Source organism: Actinomycetospora lutea, assembly GCF_028737205.1.
GTDB classification, from domain to species: domain Bacteria; phylum Actinomycetota; class Actinomycetes; order Mycobacteriales; family Pseudonocardiaceae; genus Actinomycetospora; species Actinomycetospora lutea.
Map to the genome: position 1 here is coordinate 125,909 of NZ_JAQZAL010000010.1, position 19,966 is coordinate 145,874.

18 protein-coding genes are annotated in these 19,966 nt (G+C 75.9%); 7 read left to right on the plus strand and 11 right to left on the minus strand.

Features of this window, described 5'->3' with window-relative positions:
• Both PHK61_RS13175 and soxR read left to right on the plus strand, forming a co-directional pair.
• A complete protein-coding gene (locus PHK61_RS13175) occupies positions 1-540 on the plus strand; it encodes an NADPH-dependent FMN reductase (protein WP_274281437.1) in 540 nt (179 codons plus the stop codon).
• A complete protein-coding gene (gene soxR, locus PHK61_RS13180; RefSeq protein WP_274281438.1) occupies positions 537-1,001 on the plus strand; it encodes a redox-sensitive transcriptional activator SoxR in 465 nt (154 codons plus the stop codon). Before PHK61_RS13175 ends, soxR begins: the two co-directional genes overlap by 4 nt.
• Here soxR and PHK61_RS13185 read toward each other — a convergent pair.
• The gene (locus tag PHK61_RS13185; RefSeq protein ID WP_274281439.1) at positions 994-1,881 is read right to left on the minus strand and encodes an ABC transporter substrate-binding protein; all 888 of its coding nucleotides are present in this window, start codon (positions 1,879-1,881) and stop codon (positions 994-996) included. The genes soxR and PHK61_RS13185 overlap by 8 nt on opposite strands.
• 50 nt (positions 1,882-1,931) lie before the next feature.
• Positions 1,932-2,279 carry a nuclear transport factor 2 family protein gene (locus tag PHK61_RS13190; protein ID WP_274281440.1) on the minus strand — a complete coding sequence of 116 codons (348 nt, stop codon included), beginning with the start codon at positions 2,277-2,279 and terminating at the stop codon, positions 1,932-1,934.
• Positions 2,280-2,350: 71 nt separating this feature from the next.
• Between PHK61_RS13190 and PHK61_RS13195 the strand changes: the two genes are divergently transcribed.
• Both PHK61_RS13195 and PHK61_RS13200 read left to right on the plus strand, forming a co-directional pair.
• Positions 2,351-3,220: a LysR family transcriptional regulator gene (locus tag PHK61_RS13195; RefSeq protein ID WP_274281441.1), complete on the plus strand. Its 870-nt coding sequence runs from the start codon at positions 2,351-2,353 to the stop codon at positions 3,218-3,220.
• 27 nt (positions 3,221-3,247) lie between these two features.
• On the plus strand, positions 3,248-4,027 hold the full coding sequence (locus PHK61_RS13200; protein ID WP_274281442.1) for an EI24 domain-containing protein: 780 nt from the start codon (positions 3,248-3,250) through the stop codon (positions 4,025-4,027).
• A 75-nt stretch (positions 4,028-4,102) separates the two neighbouring features.
• On the opposite strand, the gene PHK61_RS13205 is transcribed toward PHK61_RS13200, so the two are convergent.
• Genes PHK61_RS13205 through PHK61_RS13225 form a run of 5 tightly spaced genes read right to left on the minus strand, consistent with a single transcriptional unit; the run spans position 4,103 to position 12,674 of the window.
• Positions 4,103-4,594, minus strand: coding sequence for an SRPBCC domain-containing protein (locus tag PHK61_RS13205; protein ID WP_274281443.1), 492 nt, complete (start codon positions 4,592-4,594; stop codon positions 4,103-4,105).
• On the minus strand, positions 4,575-4,949 hold the full coding sequence (locus PHK61_RS13210) for an ArsR/SmtB family transcription factor (RefSeq protein WP_274281444.1): 375 nt from the start codon (positions 4,947-4,949) through the stop codon (positions 4,575-4,577). Before PHK61_RS13210 ends, PHK61_RS13205 begins: the two co-directional genes overlap by 20 nt.
• Positions 4,950-4,986: 37 nt before the next feature.
• Positions 4,987-6,177 carry a TIGR02678 family protein gene (locus PHK61_RS13215; protein ID WP_274281445.1) on the minus strand — a complete coding sequence of 397 codons (1,191 nt, stop codon included), beginning with the start codon at positions 6,175-6,177 and terminating at the stop codon, positions 4,987-4,989.
• Complete coding sequence (locus PHK61_RS13220; RefSeq protein WP_274281446.1) at positions 6,174-11,756, minus strand: TIGR02680 family protein; 5,583 nt, start codon at positions 11,754-11,756, stop codon at positions 6,174-6,176. Before PHK61_RS13220 ends, PHK61_RS13215 begins: the two co-directional genes overlap by 4 nt.
• Before the next feature lie 24 nt (positions 11,757-11,780).
• The gene (locus tag PHK61_RS13225; protein WP_274281447.1) at positions 11,781-12,674 is read right to left on the minus strand and encodes an aminoglycoside phosphotransferase family protein; all 894 of its coding nucleotides are present in this window, start codon (positions 12,672-12,674) and stop codon (positions 11,781-11,783) included.
• A 31-nt stretch (positions 12,675-12,705) separates the two neighbouring features.
• Between PHK61_RS13225 and PHK61_RS13230 the strand changes: the two genes are divergently transcribed.
• A complete protein-coding gene (locus PHK61_RS13230) occupies positions 12,706-13,437 on the plus strand; it encodes a YaaA family protein (RefSeq protein WP_274281448.1) in 732 nt (243 codons plus the stop codon).
• A gap of 93 nt (positions 13,438-13,530) precedes the next feature.
• On the opposite strand, the gene PHK61_RS13235 is transcribed toward PHK61_RS13230, so the two are convergent.
• The 3 genes from PHK61_RS13235 to PHK61_RS13245 all read right to left on the minus strand — a co-directional run bounded on the left by PHK61_RS13235 (position 13,531) and on the right by PHK61_RS13245 (position 16,204).
• Complete coding sequence (locus PHK61_RS13235) at positions 13,531-14,340, minus strand: serine hydrolase domain-containing protein (RefSeq protein WP_274281449.1); 810 nt, start codon at positions 14,338-14,340, stop codon at positions 13,531-13,533.
• A gap of 17 nt (positions 14,341-14,357) precedes the next feature.
• The gene (locus PHK61_RS13240) at positions 14,358-15,263 is read right to left on the minus strand and encodes a serine hydrolase (protein ID WP_274281450.1); all 906 of its coding nucleotides are present in this window, start codon (positions 15,261-15,263) and stop codon (positions 14,358-14,360) included.
• A 74-nt stretch (positions 15,264-15,337) separates the two neighbouring features.
• Positions 15,338-16,204, minus strand: a complete 867-nt coding sequence (locus tag PHK61_RS13245; protein WP_274281451.1) for a mechanosensitive ion channel family protein — start codon at positions 16,202-16,204, stop codon at positions 15,338-15,340.
• 169 nt (positions 16,205-16,373) lie between these two features.
• On the opposite strand from PHK61_RS13245, the gene PHK61_RS13250 reads away from it, so the two are divergent.
• The gene (locus PHK61_RS13250; RefSeq protein ID WP_274281452.1) at positions 16,374-17,729 is read left to right on the plus strand and encodes a sodium:proton exchanger; all 1,356 of its coding nucleotides are present in this window, start codon (positions 16,374-16,376) and stop codon (positions 17,727-17,729) included.
• Positions 17,726-18,688 (plus strand): hypothetical protein, encoded by a 963-nt coding sequence (locus PHK61_RS13255; RefSeq protein ID WP_274281453.1) that lies wholly within the window; start codon positions 17,726-17,728, stop codon positions 18,686-18,688. The genes PHK61_RS13250 and PHK61_RS13255 overlap by 4 nt, the downstream gene beginning before the upstream one ends.
• 45 nt (positions 18,689-18,733) lie before the next feature.
• On the opposite strand, the gene PHK61_RS13260 is transcribed toward PHK61_RS13255, so the two are convergent.
• Entirely contained in the window at positions 18,734-19,966 is a 1,233-nt protein-coding gene (locus PHK61_RS13260; protein WP_274281454.1) for an ABC transporter ATP-binding protein, read from the minus strand.

Here is a 19,966-nt window from a genome sequence, read left to right on the forward strand (position 1 = left end):
ATGACCGAGACCGTCCGCCTCGCCGTGGTGATCGGCAGCGTCCGCGAGGGCCGCTTCGGTCCCGTCGTCGCCTCCTGGTTCGCCGAGCTCGCGCGCCGGCGGCCCGCGTTCTCCGTGGACGTCGTCGACCTGCTCGAGACCGGCCCGGACACCGGCTTCGCCCCACGGATCGGGGCCGCGGACGCCGTGGTGATCGTGACGCCGGAGTACAACCACAGCTTCCCGGGCCCGCTGAAGACCGCGATCGACGCGACCGGCGGCGAGTGGCGCGACAAGCCGGTCGGGTTCGTCGCCTACGGCGGGCTCTCGGGCGGGCTGCGCGCGGTCGAGCACCTGCGCCCGGTCCTCGCCGAGCTGCACGCCGTCGGACTGCGCGACACCGTGAGCTTCCACGGCGCCGCCGGGGCCTTCGACACCACCGGGCGCCCGCGCGAGGAGGTCGCCGACGCCGCCGCGACCGTGCTGCTCGACGCGCTGCAGTGGTGGGCGGGCACCCTGCGCCGCGCCCGCCTCGACCACGCCGCCGGGAGCCCGACGTGACCGACCACCAGCACCCCCGCCCCTACCCCGGCCAGGAACTCTCGGTCGGCGAGGTCGCCCAGCGCAGCGGGGTCCCCGTCTCCGCCCTGCACTTCTACGAGCGCGAGGGTCTGATCCACAGCCGCCGCACGCCCGGCAACCAGCGCCGGTTCCGCCGCGAGGTGCTGCGCCGCCTGTCGTTCATCCGCATCGCCCAGCGCGTCGGCATCCCGCTGGCGGAGATCCGCGCGGCGCTCGACGGCCTGCCCGACGGGCGCACGCCCAACCGCCAGGACTGGGAGCGGCTCTCCGCGCAGTGGCGCGAGGAGCTCGACGACCGCATCCGCCGGCTCCAGCAGCTGCGCGACGACTTCACCGGCTGCATCGGCTGCGGGTGCCTCTCGCTCGACCGCTGCGGGCTCGCCAACCCGCACGACCGCCTCGCCGCCGACGGGCCGGGCCCGCGCAAGCTGGTCAGTTGAGCGCGCGTATCCGGCCCGGCGGGGGCGCCGGCACGGCGCTGTCGGGGTGCAGGGCGTGCGCGATGGCCTCGACCCCGTCGATCAGCCGCGGACCGGCGCGGACCACGTAGGACGCCGAGTCGACGGCGATCAGCGGGACGCCGGGCAGGCGCTCGCGGACCGTCGCCGCCTGGGCCACGGCGTCGTCGAGCCCGAAGCCGCAGGGGGCGACGAGGACGACGTCGGGCGCCTGCTCGGCGATCTGCTCCCACGTCGTCGCGACGCTGCGCCCGCCGTCGATCCCGGCGAGCGGTTCCCCGCCCGCGCGCCGCACCATCGCCGGCACCCAGTGCCCGGGCTGGAACGGCGGATCGACCCACTCGAGCGCGAGCACGCGGGGGCGGGGGCTCGCCCGGACGGCGCGGTCCACGGCGTCGAGGCGTCCGCGCAGGGCGGTGACCAGGCGCTCGCCCGCGTCCGGCGCGCCCGCCACCCGCGCGACGGTCCCGATGGCGCCGAGGACCTCGTCGAGCGTGTGGGGGTCCACGGTCAGCACGGTGGCATCGAGGTCGAGGGTGTCCAGCGCCTCGGCGACGGTGGCGGCCGGCAGCGCGCACACCCGGCACAGGTCCTGGGTGAGCACGAGGTCGGGCGCGGCGCCGCGCAGGGCGTCGCGGTCGAGCTCGTACTGCGGCAGGCCCCGGGCGGCGCGGTCACGGACGACGGCGTCGATCTCACCGGGCGTCAGACCGGCCGGCAGCGCGGTGTCGACGACGACCGGTCGCGTCGCCCGGATGCCCTCGGGGCGGTCGCACTCGAAGGTGACGGCCACGAGGTCCTCGGCGAGCCCCAGCGCGCCGACGATCTCCGTGGCCGCGGGCAGCAGCGACGCGATCCGCACGTGGTCGACCCTATGTGAGCGAACTTCGGGGCTATAGCACCGAAGATCGCTCACGTACCCAGCAGCGGGCGCGGATCGAAGATCGCGCGGATGGTCCGCGCGCGGCCGTCGACGACGTGCGCCCAGTTGACCGTGAGCATCGGGGCGTCGGTCGCGGTGGTGTGCAGGTCGTAGACGGTGCAGACGTCCGGACCGTCGACGAAGACGTGCTTCACGTCGACCCCGGTGACGGTGCCCAGCAGGCCGTGCAGGCTCGCGACGTTGTCGTCGACGCCCTCGACGTGGCCCATCGGGCCGTCGAAGACGACGTCGTCGGCGAGGACGTCGCGCAGCGACTCGGCGTCGTGGCGCCGCCAGCCCTCGAAGTAGGCGGTCATGGTCTCGGCGGGGGTGCGCATGCCGTCCACCCTGGGCGCGGCGGCGACAGAAGTCGAAGAGCTGATGGGCCTCGCTGCTACAACTGAAGGTTATGGAGCTGCACCAGCTGCGCTACCTCGTCGCGGTCGCCGAGGAGGGCGGGTTCACGCGGGCGGCGGCGCGCGAGCACGTCGCCCAGCCCGGCATCAGCGCGCAGATCGCCCGGCTCGAGCGCGAGCTCGGCCAGGTGCTGTTCGACCGGTCGGCGCGCGGCGTGCGCCTGACCCCGGCCGGCGAGGCGGTGCTCCCCCACGCCCGCGCGGCGCTCGCCGCCGTCACCGGCGTCCGCGACACCGCCGACGAGCTCGCCGGCCTCGTCCGCGGGCGCGTCTCGGTCGGAATGGTGCGCGGCGGCGGGGTCGTCGACCTCCCCGGTCTGCTCGGGGCGTTCCACCGCGACCACCCGGGCGTCGAGATCCGGCTGGTGGAGGCCGCGACCGACGCGCTGCTCGACGGCCTGCGCGCCCACGACCTCGACCTGGCGTGGGTCGGCCGCGACGGCGACCCGCCCGCGGATCTCGACGTCGACGTCGTGCTCGACGTCCCGCTGGTCGCGGCGATCCCGCCCGACGGCCCGCTCGGCGACACGGTCACGGTGGCCGAGCTCGCCGAGCACCCGGTGATCGCGCTGCCCGTCGGTGCCGGAGTGCGCGCGGCGCTCGACCGGGCGGCGGCCGACGCCGGGGTGACGCTGCGCCCCGCCCTGGAGGCGGGCTCGCCGCCGGTGCTCGCCGACCTCGCGCGCCACGGCCTCGGGATCGCCGTCGTCCCCTCGCCGGCCCTCGCCGGTCGCGACGACCTGCGGCCCGTGCCCCTCGTCCCCGAGGTGCGCGCGCAGATCGACCTCGCCCGGCGCCGCGACGCGCCGCTGAGCCCGGCCGCGCGCGCCCTGCTCGCCCGGGCCCGGGCCTGGATCGCCTGATCCCGCCCGGCCGGGACAATCGCGACCGTGGACCTGGTGCTGGGGCTCCGGCTGTTCGTGCGCGGCACGGTGACGGTGCTGCGCTCCCCGCGCCTGCTGCTGCTCGGCGCGATCCCCGCGCTGATCGTGTCCGTGCTCTACCTCGGCGCGCTGGGCACGCTCATCGCCTGGCTGCCCGACATCGCGGCGACACTGACCCCGTTCGCCGACGGGTGGTCCGAGGCGCTGCGGACCGGCGCGCGGGTCGCCGCGGGCGCGGCGGTCGTGGCCGCCGCCGCGGCGGTCGCCGTCGTCACCTTCGTCGCCGTGACGCTCGCCGTCGGCGGCCCGTTCTACGAGAAGCTCGCCGAGACCGTCGACGAGGCCGTCGGCCCGGTACCGGGCGCGGTCGAGCCGTCCTGGGTGCGCTCGGTGCTCCGCGGGGTGCGCGACGGCCTGCTGCTGATCGGGCTCTCGCTGCTCGCGGCGGTCCCGCTGTTCGTCCTCGGGTTCGTGCCCGTCGTCGGGCCGGTGCTCGCGCCCGTGGCGGCGGCGCTCGTCGGCGGTCGCCTGCTGATGATCGAACTCATCGCGCCGGCGCTGCAGCGCCGCGGCCTCGACTTCGGCGCCCGCCGCCGGGTCCTGCGCACCCGACGCCTCGCGACCTGGGGCGTCGGCGTCCCGACCTACCTGCTCGCGGCGATCCCGTTCGTCGCGGTCCTCGCCATCCCCGCGGCCTCGGCCGCCGCGACGCTGCTGGCCCGCGAGCTGCGCGGCGAGCCGACGAGCGCACCGGCCCGTGATCGTGGGGTCTGTCCGGACGCCTGACGCCCGACGTCGGTCAACCGCCTCCGGCGCGGCAGCTCCGCGTCGCTGCGTGCCGCAGGTGGCCCCCAGGCCGGCTCACCCCGTGGGCTCGGGCGCGTAGGCGGACCAGTCGGGCATCGGGGTGCCGGCGAGGGTCGCGCCGAGGCGGTCGAGGTACCAGCGCCAGCCGGCGTCGACGTCCTCGGACGACTGGCCCTCGACGAGACGCTGCGCGAAGACGAGCACGGCGCCGGTGGCCCGTGGTTCGACGGTGAGGTCGAGGTACCAGGACTGGTCCTCGGTGGCCGGGAACTCGATCGCGAGGTGGCGGGGCGGCTCGCAGGCGAGGATGCGCACCTCGGTGGGCTCGTCGACCTCGCCGCCCGCGTCGACCTCGCCGGTCATCGTGAACGTGACCGTGCCGCCGACGCGCGGCTCGCCGGTCCAGGTGCCGATCCAGCGCCCGAGCCGCTCGGACTCGGTGATCGCGGCCCAGATGTCCTCGACAGGATCGGGGTACTCGCGGCGCCACACAGCGGTCGTGGCGCCGTCGGGGTCGGTGCGGACCTCAGCCGGCGGCGTGCTCATCGGTGTCTCCGTTCTCGGCGGCACGGCGGGCACGTCGGCCCCGCGCCATCTCGGTGTCGAGGGCGTCGAGCCGGCTCGCGGGACCCGGCGGCGACGAGGCGGGCAGCGGCCGGAACCGCTCCAGCCAGGCGTCGAGCTCGGCGAGCGGGCGGCGGTCGAGCGCGTAGATGCGGTGCTGGCCCGCGACCCGCGAGGTCACGAGCCCCGCCTCGCGCAGCACGCGCAGGTGGCGGCTGATCGCGGGGCGGCTGACCGGGAAGCCGGCGGCGATCTCGCCCGCCCCGACCTCGCCGTCCGCGAGGCGCTCGACGATCGCCCGGCGGACCGGGTCGGCGAGCGCCTCGGCGGGGAACACCCGTGCTATGTAACCAGAGCTTTCATTAACCGGCAAGTTATAGGAGCGTCGGCTGCTCGTCCTCGTCGTCGCCCTCGGCCACCGTGACCGCCGGCGCGTAGCGGGCGGCCGCGGGCAGGACGCGCAGCGAGCCCTCCGCCTCGCGCGCCACCAGGCCCATCGCCTCGAGCAGCCCGACCACGTCGGCGGCGAAACGCTCGGCGTCGGCGATCGCCGCTTTGGACCAGTACCGCCCGTACTCGCCGACCAGCTCCGCGAGCACCTCGCGCACCGACGGCCACGGGATCGGATCGGGGTCCTCGGCCGGGCGGAACTGGTAGATCAGCTCGCTGACCAGCAACAGCGCCCCGTGCGCCACGGTGCCGCTGCCCGGGAACGCGAGGTCCGAGCAGCCGCCGTCGACATCGAGCGCGGCGAAACCCTCCTCGCGCGCCTCGACCACGAGCCCCGTGCGCGCCTCGATCCGGCGCGCCTCGTCGCAGGCATGGCGGCGGAGCTCGGCGAACCGTGCGGGCTCGAGGTCGCCGGCGAGCACCACGGGATCCTCCACCAGCCGCCGACGCGCGGCCGTCGACGCCGACCCGCGCTCGCGCGCCCGGACGAGCAGATCGTCGGCGGACTCCGCGCCGACCACCGCACCGGTCGGCAGCAGCGCCATCCGGTCGTTGCGGACCTCGAGCAGCGCGTCGGCGTCCGCGTCGTGCTCGTAGAGGCCGACCCCGCGGTCGAGCTCGCGGACCATCCCGTGCGCGATCAACCAGCGCAACGCGGTGACCAGCGCCCGGCGCGAGGCCGTGTCGGTGTCCATGACGATGCCCGCCTCGGCCGCCGCGGAGTGCACGGCGTTGACGAGGTCGCGCAGGCTCGTGCGATCGGGGCCCGACGTCGTCGCCGCGAGGACCAGCGCGAGTGCGGTGTACTCGGCGGGCGTGAACGCGCGCGGCGTCGTCGCGACCGTGCGCAGCGGCCGGTCGGCGGGGACGTGCCCGACCTTGACCAGGCGCGCCGTGTCGGCGGTGACGACCAGGCGGTAGTTCAGCTCCTGCGTGAACCACGCGTCCAGCGCGTCGGCGTGCCGGCGGACCAGCGCGACGATCTCGGGGTCCTGCTCGACGGTGCGCCAGGGTCGCGTCAGCAGCGCCCGCGTCGCGGTGACGAGCTCGCCCTCGCGCTGCGGATCGCTCCGGGCGGCGCTCACCGTGTGCGCCCGCCCGACGAAGGCGATCACGGCGCCGGCTCCACGGTCAGGGTGAGGTCGCGCACGCGCAGGGCGCCGGCGTGGGTCGGCACGGTCGTCGACGTGCCCGGCGCGCGGGCGACGGTGCACCGGACGCCGTCGAGCGCCACGGTGCCCTCGGCCGCCGCCGGCCCCAGGTCGGCGACCGCGCGGGCCAGCACGCGCTGCAGCTCGCGCAGGGCGGGTTCGGACAGGCGCGCGGTGAAGCCCTCGGCGCCCGCCTCGAGCAGTTCGGCGCGGGCGGCGGCGGCTCGCTTCTCGGCCTCCGCGCGCCGGGCCAGCAGGTGGCGACGCTCCTGGCTGCGGTCCTGCACGCGGCTGGTGCGCCCGCGGCTGGTGGCGTCGCCGCGCTCGCGCAGGCTGATCGGCACCTGGGCGCTCGGCGCGTCCCACCACGACACCGACGCGTCGACGGGGTCGGTGTCGTCGCCGCCCGCGCCGCCGAGGTGCCGGGCGCCCGCCAGCCCGAACGCCGCCGCCGCGAGCTCGTGGGTCGCCGAGGGGGCCGACCGGTCGAAGAACAGCGCCAGCCGCAGGTAGTCGGCCCGGCGCGAGGCGCCCGCGGTGCCGGTGCGCGAGAGGCGGGTGAGGTTCTGGGTCAGGGTGCGCACGGCGTCGACGGCGTCGCGCTCGAGCACCTGGATGCGGCTCGGGCGCCCCGTACCGCCGACGAACCACGACGCGAGGTTGGCCCAGTCGGCGCTCGACGCACCCGGCTCCCGACGCACGCGCACCGACGACAGGCCCGCCGCCGCGACCCGCGCCGCCAGCCCGTCCGCCGCCCGCTCCACGATCACCGGCACGCGCGGCAGCACCGTCTCCAGCAGCGCCGCGAGCGGTCGCGCCCGCCGGCGCAGGGCCTCGAGACGCTCGCCGACGTAGCCGACGAGCACCTCGGAGAAGAACGCGAACTCGTCCTCGTCGAGGTCGAAGCGCGACTGCCACTGGTTGATCGCCGCGAAGAACTGGGTGATCTCCGCGGAGAACGCGACGTGGGGGTCGAACACCGCCCGGACCGCCTCGGCGAGCCGGTCGGGGGGCGCGGTCGCGGGGTCCAGGGCCACGACCGCCTCGAGCCCCGCCCGCAGCTGGTCGAGCCGGCCGAGCGACACGTCGCGGACGTCGTCGACCTGCGCGAGCACGCCCTCGACGAGGTCGTGCACCTCCTGGCCGACGCGCGTGATCAGGTAGCGGTTGCGGCGCCGGTAGTAGTCCTCGACGGTGCCGACCTGGCCCACCGACGCCGACACCTCGAGGTTGCCCCAGCCCCGCAGCGCCTCGAGGCGGGCGGTCACGGTGGCCTCGTCGAGGTCGCCGTCCAGGCGCGCCGTCACCTCGGCCGGGGTCAGCTCGGCGAAGAACGTCCCGGCGAACACCGCGAGGATCGCCCGGTACTCCGGGGACTCGGTGACGTAGGCGAAGACGCTGGTGCGCACGCCGGCTCGATGGGTCGAGCTCCGCTGCTCGTCGTCTCCCGTCACGCGCGCACCTCGAGCGCCGCGCCGTCCCACCGGTACTGCACGAGCGCGATCGCGCGCAGCTCCGGGTCGCGCAGCACCTCGGTGATCGCCAGCGCGGGGACCGTCGGGGTGCGTGCCCCACAGCCGCTCCGAGGTGACGACGAAGTCGACGTCGAGGTCCACGAGCAGCCCGAACAACTTGGCGTGGTTGTCCTCGGACACCTTGGCGAACGCGTCGTCGAGCAGCACGAGGCGCGGCGCGCCCACGTGGTGCGGGTCGTGCGCGGCGGCGCTGGCGGCGGCCGCCGCGGCCATCGGCAGCACCGTGACCAGCTTCTTCTCGCCCTCCGACAGCGTGGTCCGCCGGGTCAGCAGCTCGTCGCTGCGCCCCGGGCGGCGCAGGTAGAGGCGCATCTCGTGCCACGTGCGGTAGTCGAGGACCTCGCCGATGACCGACCGGTACGACGCCTCGGGGTCGCGGACGCGCGCCTGCTCGACGAGCGTCTTCACCGCCTCGCGGACCTGGTCGTCCTGGTCCGCCGACCGGAGGTCCGGGTGCACGCCGAGCAGCTCCAGCGCGGTCGCCGTCGACGGGTCGAGGTCGCCGCGGGGGCGCCAGTCGAGCCGCACGCCGATGCCCTGGCTCGACGTCACGCCCTGCAGGATGCGGTTCATCCGGTCGACGAGCTCGCGCGCGGCGAACAGGGCGTCGGCCACCTCGCGGGCGATCCGGCCGTGCAGCAGGTTGCGCAGCGCCTGGTCCTGCTGCGCGGAGAGCAGGCTGGTCGCGCGCCGGCGCTGGACCGCGACCCGGTGCACCATCTGCGCGAGCACCGCCCGCGACGGTCCGCTGACGTGCACCGCGAGCGGCATCCCGTCGGCGCCGCGGCGGCTCTCGATGTCCCAGCCGCTGGCCAGCTCGTCGCGCGCGGCGCGCAGGGCCTTCTCCAGCGCGTCCTCGCTGACCGCTCTCCGCGGCGCGGGCAGCCGCTCGCGCAGCGCGGCGACGAGCTCCTCGGCGCCCTCGACGGTGTCGGCGACCGAGGGCAGGGGCTCGGGCGCGGCGTCCTCGTCGTCGGGGTCGTCCGCCGGCTCCGCGGCCTGCAGCAGCCCCGGCACCGCGGCGGCGTCGGCGAGCCGGGCGCGCGCCGACCGCGCCGCGTGCTGCTTGTCGTCGAGGGCCCGACGGGTCTCCTCGAGCGTCATCTCCGCCTGGGACAGCGCCACCGCCGCCGCGGTCTGCGCCTCGCGGGCCTCCTCGAGGCGCCCGGCGATCGTGCGCAGGCGCTCGTCGAGCTCGCCGACGCGCGCGGCGACCTTGGCGGGCTCCTCGCCGAGCGACTCCTCGATCGTGGTCAGCTCGGTGCGCACCGAGGCCGCGCGGCCGCTCGCCTCGCGGTGCTCCGACACCGCGGTCGTGTGGTCGGCGGCGTCGCGCTCCCACGCCGCGATCGCCTCGCGCCACGACCGGGCCGTGCGGGTCACGCGGTCGCGCGCGGAGTCGACGGCGGCGAGCCCGCGCTCGGCGTCGACGACCGCCTCGAGCAGGCCGTCGAGCCGCTCGGGGGCGGTCGGCACGCCGGCCTCCGAGGCCGTGCGGGACAGCGCCGCCCAGGCCTCGTCGGCGCGGCGGCGGGCGTCGGCCGCCGCGGTCGTCAGCTCGCGGTGCCGGGCCTGCGCGCCCTCGGCGTAGCGGACCGCGCCCGTCGCGGCGGCCACCGCGTCGTCGACGCCGCGCGTGCCGGGCAGCTCGGCGACCAGCCGGCGCCACGCCGCGGCGTGGGTCTCGAGCGCCTCGGCGACCGCGCCGGCGCCGTCCCGCCGGGCCTGCGCGTCGGCGATCCGCGCGGCCAGCTCCGCGAGGCGCCGCTCGCGGGCCTGGGCCCGTGCGCCCGCGCCGACGTGCTCGGCCGCCGCCTTCGCGTGCCGGCCGCGCAGCGGGCCGGCGGCGAAGCTTCCGTCGGTGGCGACGCGGACGGGACCGGCCGTCGTGCCGAGGGACGACAGCACCCCGGCCACCGCGTCCACCGGCACCGCCCCCGTGTCGACCGGCGCGAGCAGGGTGTCGAGGGCCGGACCGGCAGCAGGGTCCGACGCCGCCACGACGAGGTCCCCGACGCGCAGCGTCCCGTCCCCGTCGACGTGGGCGGTGAGCAGGCCCGACGCCTCCAGGGCGGCCTCGAGCCCGGCGCGCTCGGCGTCGTCGAGGTGTTCGCGGAAGTCGACGAGCGAGGCCAGCAGCACCCCGTCGGCGGCGTCGTCGTCGGCGCGCCACGACGCGCGGGGCAACGGCAGCTCGCCGGCGGACGCCACGCGCGTGTGCTCGGCGCGACGGCCGGTCAGCTCCTCGTCGATCTCCTCGAGGCGCGCGGCGGCCCGCCGGCGGGCCGCGTCGAGGGTGCCGGTGACGTCGTCGGCCACTTGGTGGGCGCGGGCGCGTCGGGCGTCGGCGGCGTGGCGCAGGTCGTCGCCGGGCTCCTCGCCGGTCGCGGCCGGCACGGTCAGCCAGCCGAGCGCGCCCCCCGGCTCGGCGGCCGGCGCGTCGGCGACGTGCGCGGTCAGGCGCCGGGTCCAGCCGGCGATCGCCTCGGCGTGCTCGTCGGCGGCGGCGCGCGCGGCGCGGCGGGCGGCGGCGGCCTGCTCGGCGGCGGCCTCGTGCGCGGCCCGCGCGTCGCCGGCGGCGGACTCGGCGGCGTCGGCGGCCTCGGTCGCCCGGCGGACGCCGCGGGCGTGCTCGGCGACCTCGCGCACGGTCCTGCGGTGGGCGCGCAGGGCGTCGCCGGCGGAGGTCGGGTCGAGGTCGCCGGCGGGGTCGTCGTCGGGGTCGGCCGGCACGTCGACCGCTGTCTCGCCGGCCTCGTCGCGGCGGGGCTCGGTGGCCGGGACCGGCGGGTCGGGCAGCTGCGCGACCACCCCGGGCGCCGAGGCGGCGCGGGCCGCGTCGGCGACCGCGCGGAGGTGCTCGGTGACCCCGGCGAGGTCGGAGTCGAGCTGCCCGCGCGCCGCGGTGACCGCGGCGGCGGCCGCGACCACGCGCTCGCGGGCCCGGGTGCGGTGGCCGTCGAGCGTGGCGACGTGGGCGCCGGCGCGCGCCACCTCGTCACGGCGTCGCACCAGGTCGGCGTGCGCGGTGTACTCGGGCAGCGCCGCGAGGCCGGCGCGCTCGGCGGTGGACTCGGCGTGCTCGTCGGCGAGGTCGGCCACCGCGGCGACGGCCGTGTCCCGGGCCGCGGCGGCCTTGTCGACCCCGCCCCGGTCCCGGTCGACCCGCCGGGCCGCGGTCCGGGCGGCGTTGACCGCGCCGGCCGTGTCGTCGACGGCGGCGGTGAGCACGCGGCGGGCGTAGTCGGTGTAGACCTCGACGGCCCCGTCGAGCGCCTCCGCGGTGCGGGCGAGGTCGGTGACGTTGCGGCGGTGGTCCTCGAGGTCCTCGAGCGGCTGGGCCGCGTCGTGCACCGCGTCCTCGGGCACCGGCGGCAGGGCCTCGCGCAGCGTGCGGGGCAGGTCGGTGTCGATGCGGTCGCCGACGCGGGGGTTGCGGACCTGGTGCAGCAGCCGGAAGTACGCCGTCGGGTCGACGCCGCCGAAGAAGCGGCGGGCGATCTCGGCGCAGTACTCGGCGGTGGACGTGAACACCTGCCCGCGGGTGCCCAGCTCGGAGCGCAGCACGTCGACCGAGAACGGGATGTCGGCCTCGGTGAGCCGCAGGTCGATCCGCACCCGGCGGTCGGTGGAGAACCACCAGGTCGCGACGCGGTCGGTGCTGCGGTTGGCGCGGATGCCGCAGCCGACGGTGCGGTACTCGCCCGCTCGTTCGAACTCGATCCACAGGTAGCCGGTGCGCTGGGTGTCGTCGTGGTCCGACAGCATCCAGCTGCGCAGCACCCCGCGCTGCTCGCCCGCGGCGTCGATCTTGCGGACGTCCGCCTCGAGCAGGAACGGCAGCAGCATGTTCATCGCCGTCGACTTGCCCGACCCGTTGACCCCGCGCAGCAGCAGGCGTCCGTCGGCGAAGTCCAGCACCTCGTCCTGGTACTGGTAGACGTTCAGGATGCCGGCGCGGGAGGGCTTCCAGCGCTGCTGGTCCTCTCCCTGATCCACTCCTGGCACCCGGACGAGGGTACGGAGCGGGGTTCAGGTGCCCGCCAACCAGTCGGGGTCGCCCACGAGGCCCAGCACCTCCCGGGGCGTGTCGGCGAAGCGCGGGTCCGCGGCGGCGCGCTGCCACGTCAGCGCGCGGGCCACGACGCCGGCGCGGCAGGCGGTCCGGGTCCAGCGGACGAGCTCGTCGTGCGGGGCGAGGTCGTCGAAGACCTCGAGGTAGGCGTCGCGGGGCCGGGTGATCGCGGGGTCCTCGGCGTCGACCCCGAGCGTGCGCCGCAGCGACCCGAGCGCGACGAGCAGGCTCGCGAAGGGGTGGGCGAGCACGGCGTCGCCCCAGTCGGCGAAACGCCCGTCGCGCAGGACGTTGCCGACGTGCAGGTCCTGGTGGTCGACCGTGCTCGGGACGGTGCCGGCGAGCTCGTCGGACCAGTGCTGGACGAGGTCGCGGCGAGGGTGAGCGCCGATCGTCGCCAGGGCCTCCTCGTAGCGCGCGGGGAGCGCGGGCGGGGTGGCGTCGGGCACGCCGAGCTCCCGCATCGCGGGGAGGTGGGGCGCCGCCCGGCGCTGGAGATCGGCGTAGCGGGGCAGCGCCGCGGTCAGGGCGGCGGAGGGCTCGTCGCCCTCGTCGCGGACGCTCGGGCCGGTGTCGGGCAGCAGCAGGCGGTGCTGCTCGACGTCGACGGCCAGCGGGATCGCGACGGCGTCGGGCGCGATGCGGGCGAGCAGCGCGTGCAGCCCGACCTCGGGGGCCATCCCGGCCGTCGGCTCCTTGAGCCACACCGGCCCGTCGGCGGTCGGCACGCGCAGCACCGTCGACCAGGCGCGGTGACGCTGGACGACCTCGCCGGTCGGGTGGCGCCCGGTGACCGCGGCGATCCACGCGAGCACCTCGTCGCGCCAGGCGTCGGTGCCGCGCTCGCTCACCCGGCCATGGTGGCCGACTACCGTCGCGGGCGTGCTCGTCGTCCTGCCCCCGTCCGAGACCAAGGCGCCCGGCGGTCGCGGGCGTCCGCTCGACCTGGACGCGCTGTCGTTCCCGTCGCTGAACGCGACGCGCAAGGTGCTGGTCGACGAGGTCGTCGCGCTGGCCGCGGACCTGCCGGCCTCGCTCGCGGCGCTGGACATCTCCGAGCGCCAGGACGACGAGATCGCGCGCAACGCGGCGCTGTGGACCTCGCCGACGGCGCCGGCGCTGCGCCGCTACACCGGCGTGCTCTACGACGCGCTCGACGCCCGGTCGCTGACGCCCGCGGCCCGGCAGCGGCTGGTCGTGTGCTCGGCGCTGTTCGGCCTGGTCGGCGGCACCGACCCGATCCCGGCGTACCGGTTGTCGGGGACGAGCGCGCTGCCGGGGCGTGACGGGCTGCGGGTCACGTGGCGCCCCGAGCTCATGCCGCTGCTCGCCGACGTCGACGATCTCGTCGTCGACCTGCGCTCGGGCCCCTACATGGCGCTGGGGCCGGCGCGCGGTGCCGTCACCCTCGACGTGCACAGCGAGGCGGCCGACGGTGCGCGGACGGTCGTGAGCCACGCGAACAAGTCGCACAAGGGCCACGCGGCGCGCCTGCTCGCCTCGTCGCGGCGGCGCCCGAAGGACGCGAGCGGGGTCCAGGCGCTCCTGCGCGACGCCGGTCTGCGCGTCGAACAGGCCGGGGAGAACGCGCTCGTCCTCGTCGTCCCGCGCTGACCCCGGCGTGTCGCGCCGGCGAGGATGTGGCGATCCTGGCGTCAGACGCCAGCGATGCCGCATCGCTCGCACGAGCGCGCCGGTTGAGAACCGCTAGCGGTCGGCGAGGACGGCGTCGGCGAGCGGGGGCCAGGCGGCTTTGGCCCAGTCGCCGAAGTCGCGGTCGGCGAGGGCGACGCAGGCGACACCGGCGTCCGGGTCGACCCACAGGAAGGTGCCCGACTGGCCGAAGTGGCCGAAGGTGCGTGCCGAGTTGGTCGCGCCGGTCCAGTGCGGCGACTTGCCGTCGCGGATCTCGTAGCCCAGGCCCCAGTCGTTGGGCTTCTGGTGCCCGAAGCCCGGGATCGTGCCGTCGAGCCCGGGGAACTGCACCGAGGTCGCCTCGTCCAGGGTCGAGCGGTGCAGCAGCTGCGGGGTCTGCAGCTCGGCGGCGAGGCGCAGGAGGTCGTCGACGGTCGAGGTCGCGCCGTGCCCGGGCGAGCCGTCGAGCGTCGTCGCCGTCATCCCGAGCGGCGCGAGGACCGCCTCGTGCAGGTAGTCGGCGAACCCGATGCCGGTGGCCTCCTCGATCGTCGCCGCGAGCACCTCGAACCCCGCCGACGAGTACAGCCGCCGGGTCCCCGGCTCGGCGACGACGCGGTGCTCGCCGAACGCCAGCCCCGAGGTGTGGGCGAGCAGGTGACGCACCGTCGACCCCTCGGGCCCGGCGGGCTGGTCGAGGGTGATCGCCTCCTCCTCGATCGCGACGAGCGCCGCGGTCGCCACGATCGGCTTGGTCACCGACGCGAGCGGGAACCGGCGGTCACTCGGCCCGTGGGTGCCGCGCACCGTGCCGTCGGCCGCCACCACCCCGGCGGCGGCGTGGTCGACGGGCCAGTCGTCGATCTGGGCGAGGCTCTGCACCCCCGCGACCCTAGGGGTCAGCCGCCGAGCGCATCGCGGGCCGCCGACGCCGCGTCGTCGAGCAGCGTGCGGGCGGCGTCGTACCCCCGCGGCTGGTTCGACAGCAGCACCACGACGTAGCGCCCGTCCGCGTCCGGGAAGCCCGCCGAGTGCAGGTCGACGCTCGACCCGAAGCAGCACAGCCACCCCTGCTTCGCCGCCGCCGTGCCGCGCCGCGACGGGTCGAGCAGGCCGAAGCCCTGGTCGAACCCGTCGGCCGCGGTGGCCGGGGCCGCCGCGAGCGCCTGCAGGAGGAAGTCGCGGTCGGGAGGGGCCAGCTGGGTGGTGACGTAGCCGTAGAGGGTGGCCACGTCCTGGGCCGAGGTCCGGACCTCGCCCCACTGCGACGAGTCCGGGGGCGGGCTGGTCTGCGCGAGCCCGAGCGCGGCGGCCACCCGGCGGATGCCCTCCGGCCCGCCGTAGCTCGACCACAGCGCGTTCATCGCCTCGTCGTCGGACAGGCTCAGCGCGCGACGGAACCGCTGCTCGTCGGCCTCGGTCGTCTGCAGCTGCCCCGCCTCACGCCGGGTGAGGATGTCGACGATCGTGAAGAGCTTGGCCACCGACGCCGCCCGCAGCGGGGTGCCGCCCTCGTCGTTGGCCACCGTCTGCCCGGTGGTGCGGTCGAGGACGGCCACCCCGAGCGTCACGCCGCTGCGCTCCTGGGCCGCCGGTGCCGTGGCGTCCACGGCGGCCTGGGCCCGCGACGGCTCCGGCGCCGGCGCCGGGGCCGGGGCCGGCGCCGGGACCGTCGTGGTGGTCGGCGCCGCGGTCACCGGCGGGGGTGCCGGCGCCGGGGCGGGCGCGGAGCCGCCCGTCGAGCAGCCGGCCACCAGGGCCGCGACGACGAGCGCGCCGGCCAGGCGGCCGCGACGGGAGATCACGTCTCGATCGTGCGCCCGCCGGGACGGGATCCGCGCGACGGAAGGCCCGTCTCCGGCTGACGTCACAGCGGCGATCACGCCGCCAGCATCACCTCGTCGGCGCGCAGCGCGGCGACGACACGCTCGGTCATCGCGCGCTGGACGGCCCACTGGCGACCCGGCTTCGTACGAGCCGTCAGTCGGAGGGTCATACCGGACGCGGACAGCGACTCGACGCCGAGGACCTGGGGCTTGTCCAGGACGTCGCCGCGGTGGCCGTTCTCGTCGATCGCCGCGTCCGCGGCCTCCTCGGCGAGCGTGGCGGCACGCGTGACGTCGGTGTCGAGCGCCAGCGGGATGTCGAGGACGGCCACGGCGTGGTCCTGCGAGCCGTTGCCGACGCGCTCGATCGTGCCGTTGCGCACGTACCAGACCATCCCGGTGACGTCGCGGACCGTCGTGGTGCGCAGGCCGACGCGCTCGATCGTGCCGACGGCGTCGCCGAGGTCGACGTGGTCGCCGACGCCGTACTGGTCCTCGAGGAGCATGAAGATCCCGGACAGGAAGTCCTTGACGAGGTTCTGGGCGCCGAACCCGATGGCGAGCCCGACGACGCCGGCCGAGGCGAGCACGGGCGCGAGGTTCACGCCGAACTGGCCCAGGACCATCATGAACGCGGTCCCGAAGATCAGGATGCTGGCCGCGTTGCGGATCACGGAGCTCACCGTGCGGGCCCGCTGGGCGCGCCGGGCGGAGCCGAACGCCTGGATGCGGTCGGCGTCGGTCACCCCGCGCCTGCGGCGCAGCAGCGAGAGCAGGCCCGGCACGCCGGCGCCGTTGGCCACGTGGCCGATGACGCGGTTGATGACGAACCGCAGCAGGACGGCCACGACCACGATGACGGCCACGGCGACGCCGGTGTGGACCAGGGCGTCGAGGGTCAGGGCAGGGGTGAAGGGCACGGCAACCACCTCGGGGAGCGGGGAGCGGTGAGCGGGGTGACCGGCGCGCCACCGTGCCGGATGATCCGGACCCCTCGCAAACCCCCTGGGCACGCGCCCGACGAGCGGGCCGCGTCGACGGCGGGGGCCGGGCGGGTGTGCAACCCGGATGAGGGGTAGACAACCGGGCATGGCGACCTCCAGCGCTGGCACGACCCGGCGCGGCGACCGTTCCCCCCTCGTGGTCGCGCTGGCCGTGGCCGTCGCGGTGCCGGGTCTCGTGCTGCGCGTCGGCGGCCTGCACATCTCGCCACCGCTCGACGCGCTGCTCTTCGGGCTCGCGATCGTCGGCGCGGCGTTCCTGCTCTCCTGGGCCGCCGAGGCCGCCCAGGTCGACATCTCCGCCGGGCTCGCGATCGCGCTGCTCGCGCTCGTCGCGGTGCTCCCCGAGTACGCCGTCGACTTCGTCTTCACGATCCAGGGCGGCAACGCCTACGCCCAGTACGGGCCGACGTGTCTGCCACCGGGCTCCACCGAACAGTCGCCGTGCGGTCTCGCGCTGGCCAACATGACCGGCGCCAACCGGATCCTCGTCGGCGTCGGGTGGGCGCTGGTCGTGCTGCTCGCCGCGATCCGGCTGCGCCGCGGGGGCGCCGACGCGGGCCGGGAGGGCGGGGCCGGGACCTCGCACCAGCCGGGCCGCCCGACGCGCGTGACCCTGCAGCGCACCGACTCCGTGCCGCTGGTCTTCCTGCTCATCGCCACGCTCTACTCGTTGACGCTCCCGCTGCGGGTCAGCATCACGCTCGTGGACACCGTCGTCCTCGTCGGGATCTTCGTGGCCTACAGCATCCGGGTCGCCAAGGCCCCGGCCGAGGACCCCGACCTCATCGGCCCCTCGGCCTGGGTCGGGCGGATGGACGCCCCGAAGCGCCGCACCGGCTACATCGGGCTCTTCGTCGTCGCCGCCGTGATCATCGTGCTCTGCGCCGAGCCGTTCGCCGAGTCGCTGGTCGAGACCGGCACCGAGCTCGGCATCAGCCAGTTCTTCCTCGTGCAGTGGCTGGCCCCGCTCGCCTCCGAAGCCCCCGAGCTGCTCGTCGCCGGCCTCTACGCCTGGCGGCTGAAGACCACTGACGCGCTCGCCACCCTCGTCTCGTCGAAGGTCAACCAGTGGTCGCTGCTCGTCGGGACGCTCCCGATCGTGTTCGCGCTGTCCGCGGGCTCGCTCAACGGCCTGCCGGTGGACGCCATCCAGCGCGAGGAGCTCCTGATCACGGCCGCGCAGTCGCTGTTCGCGGTCGCGCTGCTCGTCACGCTCTCGATCAACGTGATCGGGGCACTGAGCCTGTTGCTGCTGTTCGTCGGCCAGTTCGTCCTGGCCGCCGTGCTGCCGCCCGCCCTGCAGGAGGCCGAGCTGCTGATCCTCTCCGGCGTCTACATCGTCGCCGCGCTCGTGATCTTCGTCCGGAACCGCCACGAGCTCGTCCGGCTGGTGCGCGACGGCCTGCGGACGCCCTACGACGAGCTCGTCGAGGCGAAGTGAGCGACCGCAAGCTCGCCGTCATGCTCGTGCACGGCGTCGAGAGCGCGGGCGACCAGTACGCCGCCCGCGCCATGACGCTGCTGCGCGAGGAGTTCACCCGCATCGCCGGGGTGCCCGGTGAGGACGCCCTGGTGATCAAGCCCGCCTTCTGGGCGCCGGTGTTCGAGCGCGGGCAGGAGGAGCTCAGCGACCGGATCACCGGACGCGGCGCGCGCTGGCTGGTCGAGATCCTCGACGGCCTCGCCGCCCGGGCCAGCCAGGGCTCCACGCCCGCCCTGCTCGCCGCGGCCTCCACGGCCGGCCTGCGCTGGCTGCCCGGCCTCGGCGACGCGCACTTCCCCACGCTGCGCTGGCTGATCGTCCACTACCTCGGCGACGCCGTGGCCTACCAGTCGGGCGCCGACGGCACGGGGCACTACCAGGAGGTCCAGGGCGTGCTCGCGCGCACGCTGCACGAGCTCGCGGTGGAGGCCGGCGGCGACGCGCCGCTCGCCGTGCTCGGGCACAGCCTGGGCAGCGTCGTCTCCAGCGACTTCCTCTACGACCTGCAGGGCGGTGCTCCCCTGGCCCCGCCCGCCGCCCGGGCCCTGGGTGACACGCCGATCGAGCGCGGCGAGACGTTCGGGTGGTACTACACGCTCGGCAGCCCGCTGGCGCTGTGGGCGCAGCGCCACCCCGACTTCGGCAAGCCGCTGACCGTGCCCCACCCCGGATTCGCCGACCGGCACCCGCGCCAGCGCGGGGAGTGGGTCAACGTCTACGACCCCGACGACGTCATCGCCTCGCCCCTGCGCCCCCTCAGCGACGCCTGGGCGGACGCGGTCCACGAGGACCGGCGCGTCCGCGTCGGCCCCTGGTGGCTCGGCTGGACCCCGCTCGCGCACCCCTACTACTGGAACGACCGCCGCGTCGTCACCCCGATCGCGTCGTCGCTCGCCCAGGCCTGGCACCGGCTCTGAGCAGCGACCTCCCTGGGGTGTCGCCGGGACACCCCGGGGAGCGCGTCAGACCTTCGCCCGCTCGACCTGCTCGATGCGGTCCTCCGCGGCCATCTCGGTCAGCTTGCGGCCGGCCTCGGCGTCGCGGGTGAGGTTCTCGCCGGTCTTGGGGTCGAACACGTGCACCTTGCGGGTGTCGAGCCAGAACTCGGCCTCGTGACCCTCGCGGATGCGGCTCGTGGAGTCGATCGACACCACCGCCTGCGTGCGCAGCTGGTCGGAGTCGAGCTCGCGCGAGAGCTGCTTGAGCTGCTCGGCGATCTCGGCGGGCGCCTCGTACGGGATGTAGGCGTACTGGGCGTCGCCGAGCCACTCGGTGACGTCGACCCGCGCGGTGAACGTCGACCCGTACGGCTTCTTGGCCTCGTCGACCAGGCTCGCGTCCTCGAAGTACTCGGGACGGATGCCGACCAGCAGCAGGTCGTAGCCCTTGACCTTCTCGGCGCGCTCCTCGCCCAGCTCGACCTTGCCGAAGGGCGTCGAGAGGCTGGTGCCCTCGACGCTCGCGGGCAGGAAGTTCATGGGCGGCGAGCCGATGAACCCCGCGACGAACAGGTTGACCGGCTGCTCGTAGAGCTCGCGCGGCGAGGCGACCTGCTGGATCACGCCCTTGCGCAGCACGCAGACGCGGTCGCCGAGGGTCATGGCCTCGGTCTGGTCGTGGGTGACGTAGACCGTGGTGATGCCGAGCCGCCGCTGCAGGCGCGCGATCTCGGTGCGCATCTGGCCGCGCAGCTTGGCGTCCAGGTTGGACAGCGGCTCGTCGAAGAGGAACGCGTCCGCGGCGCGCACGATCGCCCGGCCCATGGCGACGCGCTGGCGCTGCCCGCCCGAGAGGTTGGCGGGCTTGCGCTCGAGGTGCTCCTGGAGCTCGAGGACCGAGGCGGCCTCCTCGACGCGCTTGCGGACCTCGCTGTCGGGCACCTTCGCCAGGCGCAGCGGGAACGCGATGTTCTCGTACACGCTCAGGTGCGGGTAGAGCGCGTAGTTCTGGAACACCATCGACAGGTTGCGGTCGCGCGGGGCCTTGTCGTTGACCCGGTCGCCGGCGATGACCATGTCGCCCGAGGTGATGTCCTCGAGGCCGACGATCATGCGCAGCAGGGTCGACTTCCCGCACCCCGACGGCCCGACCAGGATCATGAACTCCCCGTCGGCGATGTCGAGGCTCACGTCGTTCACGGCGGGGTAGCCGTCGCCGTACTGCTTGACGATGTGGCTCATCTCGATCGAGGCCAT